This window comes from Micromonospora sp. WMMA1996 (assembly GCF_002573675.1).
In the GTDB taxonomy this organism is placed as follows: domain Bacteria; phylum Actinomycetota; class Actinomycetes; order Mycobacteriales; family Micromonosporaceae; genus Micromonospora; species Micromonospora sediminicola.
Genome location: NZ_PDHU01000001.1, coordinates 3420378 through 3432124, shown reverse-complemented (window position 1 = coordinate 3432124; position 11747 = coordinate 3420378). Strand labels below are relative to the sequence as shown.

Annotated in this window: 10 protein-coding genes; 7 read left to right on the top strand and 3 right to left on the bottom strand. The window is 74.0% G+C overall.

What is annotated here, in order from left to right; translation table 11 throughout:
- The first annotated feature begins 237 nt into the window (after positions 1-237).
- Both COO58_RS15665 and COO58_RS30815 read left to right on the top strand, forming a co-directional pair.
- Entirely contained in the window at positions 238-1800 is a 1563-nt protein-coding gene (locus COO58_RS15665; RefSeq protein WP_255292636.1) for a hypothetical protein, read from the top strand.
- A 5-nt stretch (positions 1801-1805) separates the two neighbouring features.
- Positions 1806-2159 carry a hypothetical protein gene (locus COO58_RS30815; protein WP_255292635.1) on the top strand — a complete coding sequence of 118 codons (354 nt, stop codon included), beginning with the start codon at positions 1806-1808 and terminating at the stop codon, positions 2157-2159.
- 4 nt (positions 2160-2163) lie between these two features.
- Here COO58_RS30815 and COO58_RS15660 read toward each other — a convergent pair whose 3' ends face one another.
- Positions 2164-3354, bottom strand: a complete 1191-nt coding sequence (locus COO58_RS15660) for a glycosyltransferase family 39 protein (RefSeq protein ID WP_091578578.1) — start codon at positions 3352-3354, stop codon at positions 2164-2166.
- A gap of 228 nt (positions 3355-3582) precedes the next feature.
- On the opposite strand from COO58_RS15660, the gene COO58_RS15655 reads away from it, so the two are divergent.
- The 4 genes from COO58_RS15655 to COO58_RS15640 all read left to right on the top strand — a co-directional run bounded on the left by COO58_RS15655 (position 3583) and on the right by COO58_RS15640 (position 9992).
- Positions 3583-5187 (top strand): glycosyltransferase family 4 protein, encoded by a 1605-nt coding sequence (locus tag COO58_RS15655; RefSeq protein WP_369700182.1) that lies wholly within the window; start codon positions 3583-3585, stop codon positions 5185-5187.
- The gene (locus COO58_RS15650; protein WP_091578573.1) at positions 5184-6752 is read left to right on the top strand and encodes a glycosyltransferase; all 1569 of its coding nucleotides are present in this window, start codon (positions 5184-5186) and stop codon (positions 6750-6752) included. Before COO58_RS15655 ends, COO58_RS15650 begins: the two co-directional genes overlap by 4 nt.
- A 3-nt stretch (positions 6753-6755) precedes the next feature.
- Positions 6756-8039, top strand: coding sequence for a nucleotide sugar dehydrogenase (locus COO58_RS15645; RefSeq protein ID WP_091578570.1), 1284 nt, complete (start codon positions 6756-6758; stop codon positions 8037-8039).
- Positions 8040-8243: 204 nt separating this feature from the next.
- The gene (locus COO58_RS15640) at positions 8244-9992 is read left to right on the top strand and encodes a CDP-glycerol glycerophosphotransferase family protein (protein ID WP_098746381.1); all 1749 of its coding nucleotides are present in this window, start codon (positions 8244-8246) and stop codon (positions 9990-9992) included.
- Positions 9993-10048: 56 nt separating this feature from the next.
- Here COO58_RS15640 and COO58_RS15635 read toward each other — a convergent pair whose 3' ends face one another.
- Together COO58_RS15635 and COO58_RS15630 are read right to left on the bottom strand one after the other, a co-directional pair.
- The gene (locus COO58_RS15635; protein WP_098745492.1) at positions 10049-10591 is read right to left on the bottom strand and encodes an acyltransferase; all 543 of its coding nucleotides are present in this window, start codon (positions 10589-10591) and stop codon (positions 10049-10051) included.
- 68 nt (positions 10592-10659) lie between these two features.
- Complete coding sequence (locus tag COO58_RS15630) at positions 10660-10998, bottom strand: DUF952 domain-containing protein (protein ID WP_098745490.1); 339 nt, start codon at positions 10996-10998, stop codon at positions 10660-10662.
- A gap of 85 nt (positions 10999-11083) precedes the next feature.
- Here COO58_RS15630 and COO58_RS15625 point away from each other — a divergent pair, with 85 nt between their 5' ends.
- Entirely contained in the window at positions 11084-11740 is a 657-nt protein-coding gene (locus COO58_RS15625) for a response regulator transcription factor (protein WP_091578563.1), read from the top strand.
- Positions 11741-11747 lie beyond the last annotated feature (7 nt).

Here is an 11747-nt window from a genome sequence, read left to right as displayed (position 1 = left end):
CGTTGTTCATCGATTCCGATCCTGGGAAGGTGGGGAGAGCGGAACGGCCCTCGGACAGCGTGCGGACCCTACAATAACGTCGCCGCGCGCCTCGGACGTGCCGCCGCCCGGCGGGCCCGGGCCTCACCGTGCCCCGGGTCACGGTGTCCCAGCTCACGGCCGCTCGGCGCGACACCCGGTGATCCCCGCTCGACCGGTCCTCCTCCGCGGGCCACGGCTTTCGTAGACTCCTACGCCATGACCGCGCCCGCGCCCGACACCCGCGACCGTGAGCCCGTTCCCGCCGGGGACGCCGAGGCGACCGACGGCACCACGCCCGACCCCTCGGCCGCCGCCCCGGCGCGCGGGACGGCACCGGAGGATCCGGCCGGCCGGCCGGCGACCGGGGAGGTGGCGGAGCCGGGCCCGGAGCCGGCCGTCGAGGGCGGTCGCGCCCGCCGGTGGCGCAGTGCCGACGCGCTGGTCGCGCTGATCTACCTGGCGGGCGCGTTCTGGGTCACCGCCCGGGGCTGGCGGGACTTCGACGGGCGACTGCTCGGCAGCCGCCCCAACGACCAGGGCTTCAACGAGTGGATGCTGGCGTACGCGGCGCACGCGGTCACCCACCTGGAGAACCCGTTCTTCACCACGTTGCAGAACGCCCCGGCCGGGGTGAACCTGATGACCAACGTCGGGATGCAGCTTCCCGGCCTGGTGCTCACCCCGGTCACCCTGCTCTTCGGCGCGTCCTTCTCCTACCTGCTGTTCATCACGCTGAACCTGGTCGGCACCGGCTACGCCTGGTACCACGTGCTCTCCCGGCACGTGGTCGACTCCCGGGCGGCGGCCTTCGTCGGCGGCCTGTTCTGCGCCTTCGCTCCCGCGCTGATCTCGCACAGCAACGGCCACCCGCACATCACCGCGCAGTGGCTGGTGCCGTTCATCGTGTGGCGGGTGGTCGCGCTGTCCCGGGGCGGGCGCGTGGTGCGCGACGGCCTGGTGCTGGGCGCTCTGGTGGTGGCCCAGTTCTTCGTCAGCCTGGAGATCCTCTTCCTGACGGCGCTCGGCTGCCTGATGCTCGCCCTGGCCTATCTCGTCTTCCGGCCCCGCGACGCGGTGCGCCGGCTGCGGCCCCTGCTGTCCGGCCTGGCGATCACCGCCGTACTCGTGTCGGCCGCGGCGGCGTACCCGCTCTGGATGCAGTTCGCCGGGCCGCAGCACCGGGTCGGTCATCCGGGCACCCCGGACATCTACGCCCTCAAGCTCGGCTCGTTCGTCGAGTTCGCCACCAAGTCGGTCGCCGGCGGCCCGACCAGCGCGGTCGGATGGGCGCCGAACACCACCGAACAGGCCAGCTTCTACGGCTGGTCCCTGGTGGTGCTCGCGGCCGGAGCGCTCTGGTGGCTGCGCCGGGAGACCACGGTCCGGGTGCTCGGGGCGGTCGGCCTGGTGTCGGCGCTGTTCTCCATCGGCACCACCTGGACCGTCGGGACCCGTCGCACCGACATCCCGGCGCCGTTCGCGTTGGTGCAGAGCCTGCCGGTGTTCGACTCCGTGGTGGTGTCCCGGTTCGCGCTGATCACCACCGTGGCGCTCGGTGTGCTGCTCGCCGTCGCCGGTGACCGGCTCGCCGCCCGCCGGACGGAACCCGCCGGCCGGCTGGCCGCCCGCCTCGGGGCCGTCGCGGTGGCCGCCGCGCTGCTGCCGATCCTGCCGATGCCGCTGGACGCGAAGGGCCGCACCCCGGTGCCGGACTTCGTCACCGCGGGAGCCTGGCGGGACCACGTGGCCCCGGCCGCACGCTGGTGCCGGTGCCGGTGAACGGCATGACGTCGCTGTACTGGAGTTCCGCCGCGGTGGCCGGCTTCGCCGTCCCCGAGGGCTACTTCCTCGCGCCGGTCTCCGCCACCGACAACACCGGCCGCTGGGGCGTCGACCCGCAGCCCACGGCGAAGCTGCTCACCGCCGTCTCGCTCGGGGAGCGGGACACCACCGTCGGCGAGGCGGACGTCGACCAGGCGCGGGCCGACGTGCGCCACTGGAAGGCCGACGCGGTGGTGCTGCCCGACCGTGGCGCCCGCCGCCACGACGACCTGAAGACCGTGCTGGACGCGCTGTACGGCCCGGGGGAGCGGGTCGAGGACGTCTGGGTGTGGGACGTCCGGCCGTTCACCCGCTGACCGGTTACGGCGACTTCGTCCAGATCAGCAGCAGGTAGCCGCCGAAGTAGGCGGAGAAGGCGACCAGGGTCACCAGCACCGTGACGGCCCGGGCCCATCCGGCCCGGGCCAGGCCCACGGCGGCGGGCAGCAGCAGCGGGAACGCCGGGAGCAGGAACCGTGCCTTGGAGTGGTAGTAGCCGGCGGCGCCGAGCGTGGTGACCAGAAGCAGGCCGCTGTAGAGCAACAGTTGCCACGGCTGCCGGTCGATCACGCTCAACACGAAGAACATGATCGACAGCAGCGCCACGACGGTGACCACCAACAGCGGCAACGCCGCCACCTGGACCAGGACCTGCTTCCCCCGGTCGACCGTGTAGACCCCGAAGTCGAAGGTGGTGCCCCAGCCCGCGGACTGGATGTGGAACCAGCCGTCCAGCCGCCCGGTCCGGTTGCCCACCCAGGCCAGGTAGCCCAGCCAACCGGCCGGGGCGAGCAGCAGCGCCGCCCACGGCCGCCAACCGTCCCGCCGCCGGACGACTGCCAGCAGCGCGGCCAGCCCCACCACCGGGATCAGGGACGAGGCGGTGGGCCGGGTCAGCCCGGCGAACAGGCACACCACCCCCGCGGTGACCCAGTGCCGGCGCAGCAGCGCGTACAGCGTCCAGGCGGCCAGGGCGGTGAACAGGCTCTCGCTGTAGCCCATCGACTCCACCACGGCGTGCGGCACCACGGCCCACAGCGCGGCGAGCAGGACGCCGGTGCGCCGGTCGTGCAGGTGCCGGCCGATCGCGAACAGGCCCCAGGCGGCGGCCAGCGCGGCCAGCCACGCCACGACCAGGGCCGACTCGCGCGGGCTGAACGGGGAGAGCCGCTCCACGGCCGCGGTCAGGCCCGGGTAGAGCGGGAAGAACGCCATGTTGCTCTGCGTCTTCTCGTACCCGTCGTAGCCGTGCTGGACGATGCCGAGATACCAGTTGCCGTCGGCCCGGGTGAGCCGCTCGGCCGGCGACACGTCCAGGCTGCGCGCCCACAGGTAGACGACGAGCACGCCGACCAGCCGGATCGCCGCGAACACCGCGAGCGCGGGCGCCGCGTCCCGGGCGGCGTCGCGCAGCCGCCGGGCGAGGCCGGGCCGGGCGGGGTCGGCGGTGGCCGGTCCGGTCGGCGGAGCTGGCGCGGGCCGGCTGGGTTCCTCGGTGGTCACCACGTCCATTGTGCGGTCCCGTTCACGCTGAGCTGCGGTTGTCCGGGGCCCGCGTGGCGCGGCCGGCGACCCGGCGAACGACCCGCAGCGGGCGCCGGTCGTTGAACAGGATGGAGGGTAGCAAGCGTCACAGCAGGTCGTGGGGCACCGGCGGCGGCGGGCGTTCCGGCCCGATCCGCTGTCGTAGACTCGCTCGGGTCCGCGGGCGCGGTGCTGGCGACGACGAAACGGGCAGGAATGGGATCTGACGGCACGACCGCAGCGGCGGCCACCCGGGGACGGGTCGTCATGCTGGTGGACAACGGGGTCATCGGTGACTCCCGGGTGCAGAAGGCGGCGCGCTCCGCCGCCGCGGCCGGCTGGGACGTCGTGCTGCTCGGCCGCGCGCCGGTCGGCCAGCCGCAGAGCTGGCGGCTCGGCGACGCCGAGGTGCGCCTGATCCCCATGCCCGAGCCGTTGGCCCGCCGCCGGCACGAGTTCCGCCGGGCCTGGCTGCGCCACCCGCTGGCCTATCCGCCCAGCGGCGTCGCGGCGCACCGTACCCAGGCGGTCAAGGCCTGGCGGGCGGACCTGGCGGTACGCCGGGCGGCGCTGACCACCGCGGCCCGGGGCGCCGGCGGCGGCCGGCCGGGCGGGCTGCCCTGGGTCGCGCTGCGGGCCGAGGAGAAGCTGTCCGGCCTGACCCGCAAGTGGGTCGGCTTCCGCAACCGCGAGCTGACCCGCGCCCGCAAGGGCCGCAAGCTGGACGGCCCCTGGGACCGGGCGTACACGCTGTTCTGGCAGCGGCTGCGCGGCGACGGCGCGTGGCGCCGGCTGGAGCCGGGCCTGTGGGACTACGAGCTGGCCTACGGTCCGGTCGTCGACGAGCTGGCGCCGGACCTGATCCACGCCAACGACTTCCGGATGCTCGGCGTCGGCGCCCGGGCGAAGATCCGGGCCGCCGCCGCGGGCCGGCGGATCGCGCTGGTGTGGGACGCCCACGAGTACCTGCCCGGCGTGCAGCCGTGGCGCGACAATGCCCGCTGGCTGCCCGGCAACGTGGCGCACGAACGGGAGTACGTGCCGTACGCGGACGCCACCACCACCGTCTCCGGCGGCCTGGCCGACCTGCTGCGCGACGAGCACGGCCTGACCGAGCGCCCGGCGGTCGTGCTCAACGCCCCCGCGGTCGACGAGCTGCCGACCGACCCGGAGGAGCCGGTGCCGGACATCCGGGCCCGGTGCGGTCTCGGACCGGACACGCCGCTGCTGGTCTACAGCGGGGTGGCCGCCGCCAAGCGCGGTCTCGGGGTGCTGGTCGAGGCGCTGCCCCGGCTGCCCGACGCGCACGTCGCCCTGGTGGTCAACAAGCCCGCCTCGGCGTACGTCCGCGGCCTGGTCACCCGCGCCGACGAGCTGGGCGTGGCGGACCGGCTGCACGTGCTGCCGTACGTGCCGCACCACCAGGTGGTCCGGTTCCTCGGCGGAGCGCAGGTCGGGGTCATCCCGATCCAGCACTGGCCGAACCACGAGATCGCGCTGATCACCAAGTTCTTCGAGTATTCACACGCCCGCCTGCCGCTGGTCGTCTCCGACGTGCGCACGATGGCCGAGACTGTCCGGGAGACCGGCCAGGGTGAGGTGTTCCGCGCCGAGGACGTGGCCGACTTCGTCCGGGCGGTGACCGCGGTGCTCGCCGATCCGGCGCGCTACCGTGCCGCGTACGACCGGCCCGGTCTGCTGGCCGGCTGGACCTGGGAGGCGCAGGCGCGCGTGCTCGACGACGTCTACTCCCGGCTGCTGCCCGACGCCCCGGCCCGCCCGACGGCGCCGGCGCCGACCCCGGTGGAGGTGGGCGCGTGAGCACGCCGGACGTGACCGTGGTGGTGGCGGTCTACAACACCATGCCCTACCTCACCACCTGCCTGGACTCGCTGCTCGCGCAGACCATCGGCCGGGACCGGCTCGAGGTGGTGGCCGTCGACGACGGCTCCACCGACGGCAGCGGCGCCGAGCTGGACCGCTACGCCGCGCGGCACCCGGAGACGGTCCGGGTGCTCCACCAGGCCAACTCCGGCGGCCCGGCGGCGCCGAGCAACCTGGCCCTCGACCACGCCCGCGGCCGTTACGTCTTCTTCATCGGCTCCGACGACCACCTCGGCCCGGAGGCCCTGGAACGTCTGGTCACCGCCGCCGACCGGTGGAACTCCGACGTGGTGCTCGGCCGGATGGTCGGCACCAACAAGCGCTACGTGCACCAGGCCGTCTACGCCAGCACCCAGGAGCGGCTCGACCTGTTCGACAGCGCCCTGCCGTGGTCGCTGTCGAACACCAAGCTGTTCCGCCGGGACCTGATCGAGCGCCACGGCCTGCGCTACCGCACCGACATGCCGATGGGCAGCGACCAGCCGTTCACGCTGGAGGCCTGCTTCCGGGCGACGAAGGTCTCGGTCCTGGCCGACTACGAGTTCTACTACGCGGTCAAGCGGGACAACGCCCAGAACATCACCTACGCCAGCCGGTTCGAGGAGCGGCTGCGCTGCGCCGAGGAGCTGGTCGGCTTCGTGGCCGGGCTGATCGAGCCCGGCCCACGCCGGGACGCGGTGCTGGTGCGCCACTTCACCTGGGAGGTGGCGAAGCTGCTCCGCACGGAGTTCCTCGCCCTCGCCCCGGACGTGCAGCAGCACGTCCACGACCGCGTCCGCAAGCTGACCGAGGCGTACCTGACCGAGGGCGTGCTCGCCCGGATGGCGTCCGAGGAGCGGCTGCGGCTGGCCGTGGCGCGCGACGGCGACCTGGCGGCGCTGCGCGAGCTGATCGAGCAGCAGGCGGACCGGACCATGCCCGAGGTCACCGTCGTCGACGACCGCTGGTACGCCCACCACGTCGGGTTCCGCGACCCCGCGTTCGGCTACCCCGACGAGTGGTACGACGTCACCGACCGGGCCGCCACCCTGCTGGCCAAGCTGACCGCGACCGGGCTGGCCTGGGGTCGGGACGCCGCCGGCGCCCGGGCGCTGGTGGTCACCGCCCGCAGCCGCTGGGCCGAGCTGGCCGAGCTGAGCGCCGAGGCGCTGCGGGTCAGCGTGGGCGATCTGACGGGTGTGACGTCGGCGACGCCGGACGCTCCCGGTACCGTCGTACGGACGGACTTCGCGGTGGACCGGCTGCTGGCGGTCGTCGCGGCGAACGGGGAACGGCGGACCGTGCGCGCCGAGGTGTCGACCCTGGGTGGGGCCGGCTCGGCGCCACTGCGCACCGACCGCCCGGTCGCCGCGCCCCGACGGCTGGCCCGGCGCGGCGTCCGGCTGCACCTCGTCACGCCCACCACGAACCACAAGGGCCAGGTGATCGTCGCGATCACGCCGGTGACACCCGGTCGGTTCCTTGCCCGCCTGCGCCGAATCTGGCCCTCTGGAGGAAAGTAGTTCATGAACATCTGCGTCGTCGCGCTCGGAAAGATCGGCCTGCCGCTCGCCGTGCAGTTCGCCTCGAAGGGGCACCGGGTGATCGGTGCCGACGTCTCCGAGCGGGTCGTCCAGCTGGTCAACGACGGTGCCGTGCCCTTCCCGGGCGAGGCCGACCTGGACGTCAAGCTGAAGGAGGCGGTGGCCGCCGGGCTGCTGTCGGCCACCACCGACACCGCCGCCGCGGTCGCCGAGTCGGAGGCGGTCGTGGTGGTCGTGCCGCTGTTCGTGGACGCCGAGGGCGTGCCGGACTTCGGCTGGATGGACGACGCCACCCGGGCCATCGCCCGTGGCCTGAAGCCGGGCACGCTGGTCAGCTACGAGACCACCCTGCCGGTCGGCACCACCCGCAGCCGGTGGGCGCCGATGCTCTCCGAGGGCTCCGGCCTCACCGCGGGCACCGACTTCCACCTGGTGTTCAGCCCGGAGCGGGTGCTCACCGGCCGGGTCTTCGCCGACCTGCGCCGCTACCCGAAGCTGGTCGGCGGCATCGACGAGGCGTCCGCCGCGCACGGCGTGCGGTTCTACGAGGCGGTGCTCGACTTCGACGAGCGCGCCGACCTGGACCGGCCCAACGGGGTGTGGGACCTGGGCTCGGCCGAGGCGTCCGAGCTGGCCAAGCTCGCCGAGACGACCTACCGGGACGTGAACATCGGCCTGGCGAACCAGTTCGCCCGCTTCGCCGACACGGTCGGCGTGGACGTCACCAAGGTCATCGAGGCCTGCAACACCCAGCCGTACAGCCACATCCACTCGCCGGGCATCGCGGTCGGTGGGCACTGCATCCCGATCTACCCGCGGATGTACCTGTGGAACGACCCGGCCGCCACCGTGGTCCGCTCGGCGCGCGAGGCCAACGCCGCCATGCCGGACTACGCGGTGGACCTGCTCGCCGCCGCGTACGGCGACCTGACCGGGGTGGGCGTGCTGGTGCTCGGCGCCGCCTACCGGGGTGGCGTCAAGGAGACCGCGTTCTCCGGCGTCTTCCCGACCGTGGAGGCGCTGCGCCGGCGGGGTGCGACCCCCTACGTCTCCGACCCGATGTACACCAACGAGGAACTGGCCGCGCACGGCCTGCCCGGCTACGACGGCGAGCCGGTCGGCGCCGCGGTGATCCAGGCCGACCACGCCGAGTACCGCAGCCTCGCCCCGGCCGACCTGCCGGGCGTGACGGTGCTGGTCGACGGCCGCCGGGTCACCGACCCGGCGCGCTGGACCGGCGTCCGCCGGGTGGTCATCGGCGGCTGATCCCGTCCGCGCAGCGGGCCCCGGCCGGTGACCGGCCGGGGCCCGCTGCGTGTCGTGGCCCGGCGCGCACCGATGGTGAAAGCCGTCGTCCGTCGTTCACCTGCCGGACACCCCGGCAATACTTGTGTCACTTGGCCCGTTTAGGGTCGCAGCCGTCCGGTATCGGGCCCCTTCGACACCGGCGGGCAGACAGGGAGCGTGTCGTTGTTCAGCAGAGTACGCAGCCAGCAGGGTCTCGCCGCGGTCGGCGCGACGCTTCTCGGCTACGCGGTCATGATCCTCTCCGGGGTCCTCGGCCTGGTGGTCCCGTACGCGGTGGCCGCCGTGGTCGCCCTGGCCGGTGAGGCGGCCCTGGCCACCCGGTACGCCGGGACCGCCGAGCTGCTCGACAAGGCCGGCCTCGGCGAGGTCTTCCGCCGCCTGGTCCGGGACCTGTCGGTGGTCCTGCTGGTGGTCGCCGCGGTCCGTCCCGGGGTGGCCGGCGACGTCGCGGTGCTGCTGCTGCCGGCCGCGCTCTGGACCGTGGCGGTGGCCACGTCGGCGGTGACCAAGGTGATCGACGGGCGGGTCGACCCGCCGGCCTACACCCGCAACATCGACCTCGGCGCGCTGCGCCGGGTGCCGGTGCCGCCGGCCTGGGCGCGCTGGCTGGCCGGGCTGCGGCTGCCGCTGCTCAACGTGCTGCTGGTGCCGGCCGCCGTGGTGGCCGCCGCCGTCGACCGGGTCGCCCCGGTCGTGGTCACCGCCACCGTCACGCTGCTCGCCGGCCTGGTCACTGCCGCGGTGCTGGCGCTGACCGCGCTGCGCGGCCGGGGCCGGGCCCCGGGGGTGCTGCCCGCCGTGCACGACTGGCTGGCCCGGGAGCGGCCCGAGGTGGCCCTCTACTTCGCCGGCCCGGCCAAGGACGTCTACCAGGCCAACATGTGGCTCGCGCCGGTGGAGGCGACCGGACGGCGGGCGGTGGTGCTGCTGCGGGCCGCGGACGCGTTCGGCGAGCTGGCCGACACCCGGCTGCCGGTGATCTGCGTGCCGGCCGGCGTCGACTTCATGAACCTCGACCTCGGCTCGCTGCGGGTCGCCCTCTACGCGGCCAACGTCGGGGCCAACATCCACCTGCTGCGCGAGCCGGGCGTGAAGCACGTCTTCGTCGGGCACGGCGACAGCGACAAGCAGGCCAGCGTCAACCCGTACAGCAAGGTGTACGACGAGGTGTGGGTGGCCGGTCCGGCCGGCCGGGAACGGTACGCCCGGGCCGCGGTGGGCGTGCTGGACCGCGACATCGTGGAGGTCGGCCGTCCGCAGCTGGCCGGCGTGCACACCTTCGGCTCCGGCGCCGCCGACCATCTCTTCACCGTGCTCTACGCCCCCACCTGGGAGGGCTGGCTGGACGACGACCCCTACCACACCTCGCTGGTGCTGATGGGGGAGCGGATCGTGTCCGGGCTGCTGGCCGCCGGGAACCTGCGGGTGGTCTACAAGCCGCACCCGCTCACCGGCACCCGCTCGGCGAAGGCGCGGGCGGTCCACGAGCGGATCGTCGCCCGGATCCGGGCCGCCGGCGGTCAGACCGACCCCACCTCGCTCGACGGGACCGCGCACCTGGTGGTCACCGGTCGCACGCCGGCGCTGTTCGACTGCTTCAACGCCACCGACCTGCTGGTCAGCGACGTGTCGAGTGTGGTCTCGGACTTCGTGCAGAGTGAGCGGCCGTACGTGGTGGCCAACCCGGCCGGCCTGCCGGAGGACGAGTTCCGCCGGCAGTTCCCCACCGCCCGGGCGGCGTACCTGCTCTCGGCGGACTGCGGCGAGCTGCCGAAGATCCTCACCGTGACCCGGACCGGGGACGACCCGATGGCCGAGGCGCGGCGGGAGCTGAAGGAGTATCTGCTCGGCCCGGCCGGGTCCAACCCGATGGACCGGTTCCGGGACGAGATCGGCCGGCTCTGCGGCTGACCGACGCGCCGACGCGCGGGGGCGACGACCGATCGGCCGTCGCCCCCGCTGCGCGTTCAGCCCTGGTGCGGCGGGTTGTCGACGTCGCGGGAGACGACCTCGCCCTTCTCGTCGACCCAGCCCTTCGGCCGGGCCGGGTTGCCCGCCACCAGCTGGTACGGCTTGACGTCCTTGGTCACCACCGAGCCGGCCGCGATCATCGCGTACTCACCGACCTCGATACCGCAGACCAGCGTCGCGTTGGCGCCGATCGAGGCGCCCCGGCGGACCAGCGTCGGCGTGATCGTCCAGTCCGGATTCTGGGCGCGCGGCCGGAAGTCGTTGGTGAACACCGCGCACGGGCCGACGAAGACCTCGTCCTCGATGGTCACGCCCTGGTAGACCGAGACGTTGTTCTGGATCTTCACAAGGTCGCCGACGGTGACGCCCGCGTCGACGTAGACGTTGCGGCCGATCACGCAGCCGGCGCCGACCTGGGCGCTCGACCGGATGTGCGCCAGGTGCCAGACCTTGGTGCCGTCACCGACCCGGGCGCCGTCCTCCACGTCGGCCGTCGGGTGGACGAAGACGGAGGCGGACCGGTCGTTGCTGTCAGTCATCTCAACTCGCATCGTGGCAGGGCGCTGCGTCGCGCCGTCGGGCGGGTTCGACGCAGCATAACGAGCCCCTAGCCGAGCAGTTCGGCCACCACGTCGGCGGCCGGCCGGTCCGCCGGCAGCGGGTGCGCCGCGACCACCGCGTCCACCGGCAGCGCCGCGTACAGGTGCGGGAACGCCGCGCCGCCGCGCGACACCTCCCACCGCAGCCCTTCGCCGAGCCGGCTCTCGTCCACCGCGAGCAGGGTCAGGCCGGTCACCCCGGCGAAGTGCCGGCGCGCGGTCTCCACCACCTGGTCGGCCGCAGACAGGTGGAGGTAGCCGTCCTGCCGGTCCAGCGCGGTGCCGGTGAACCGCCCGGCCGCCCGCGCCTGCCGCCACTCGTCGTCGGAGAGAATCTTGTAGATCACGACCGCAGCCTAGAGCGGCCTCGCGCCCCGGCGGCGCGTCTGCCACCATTTCGCGGGACGACGCGTCGAACGAGAGGGGGCCAGGGTGCGAATCCTCCTGGTCGAGGACGACCGTCGGGTCGCCGCGGCCCTGTCGTCCGCGCTGACCCGGCGCGGCTACCAGGTGGAACACGCCGCCACCGTCGCCGCCGCGCTCTCCGCCGCCCCCTGCGACCTGGTCCTGCTCGACCTCACGCTGCCCGACGGCGACGGCACCGACCTGTGCCGGGAGCTGCGCCGGCGCAGCAGCCAGCTCGGCATCATCGCGGTCACCGCCCGGGGCGAGGAACGCGACCGGGTGCTCGGCCTGCGGCTGGGCGCCGACGACTACGTGGTCAAGCCGTTCTCGATGGTGGAGTTGCAGGCCCGGATCGAGGCGGTGCTGCGCCGGGCCGCGCACACCGTCCCGGAGCGTAACCTGATCGAGGCGGGCGAGGTCCGCATCGACGTGGGCGGCCGGACGGTCACCGTGTCCGGCCGGGCGGTGGCGTTGACCCGCAAGGAGTTCGACATCCTGCTCTCCCTGGCCCGGCAGCCCGGGGTGGCCGTGCCACGCGACCGCATCCTGCTCGACGTCTGGGGCACCACCTGGGCCGACCGGCACACCGTCGAGGTGCACGTCGGGTCGCTGCGCGGCAAGCTCGGCGACCCGACCCTGGTGGAGACCGTGCGCGGGGTCGGCTACCGGCTCCGCGGCGCGTGAGGAGGCC

Excerpts from the sequence above, each read along its gene's own strand:
- COO58_RS15635 (WP_098745492.1), bottom strand. The coding sequence starts at position 10,591 with ATGACTGACAGCAACGACCGGTCCGCCTCCGTCTTCGTCCACCCGACG.
- COO58_RS15655 (WP_369700182.1), top strand. The coding sequence starts at position 3,583 with ATGGGATCTGACGGCACGACCGCAGCGGCGGCCACCCGGGGACGGGTC.
- COO58_RS15665 (WP_255292636.1), top strand. The coding sequence starts at position 238 with ATGACCGCGCCCGCGCCCGACACCCGCGACCGTGAGCCCGTTCCCGCC.
- COO58_RS15645 (WP_091578570.1), top strand. The coding sequence starts at position 6,756 with ATGAACATCTGCGTCGTCGCGCTCGGAAAGATCGGCCTGCCGCTCGCC.
- COO58_RS15660 (WP_091578578.1), bottom strand. The coding sequence starts at position 3,354 with ATGGACGTGGTGACCACCGAGGAACCCAGCCGGCCCGCGCCAGCTCCG.
- COO58_RS30815 (WP_255292635.1), top strand. The coding sequence starts at position 1,806 with ATGACGTCGCTGTACTGGAGTTCCGCCGCGGTGGCCGGCTTCGCCGTC.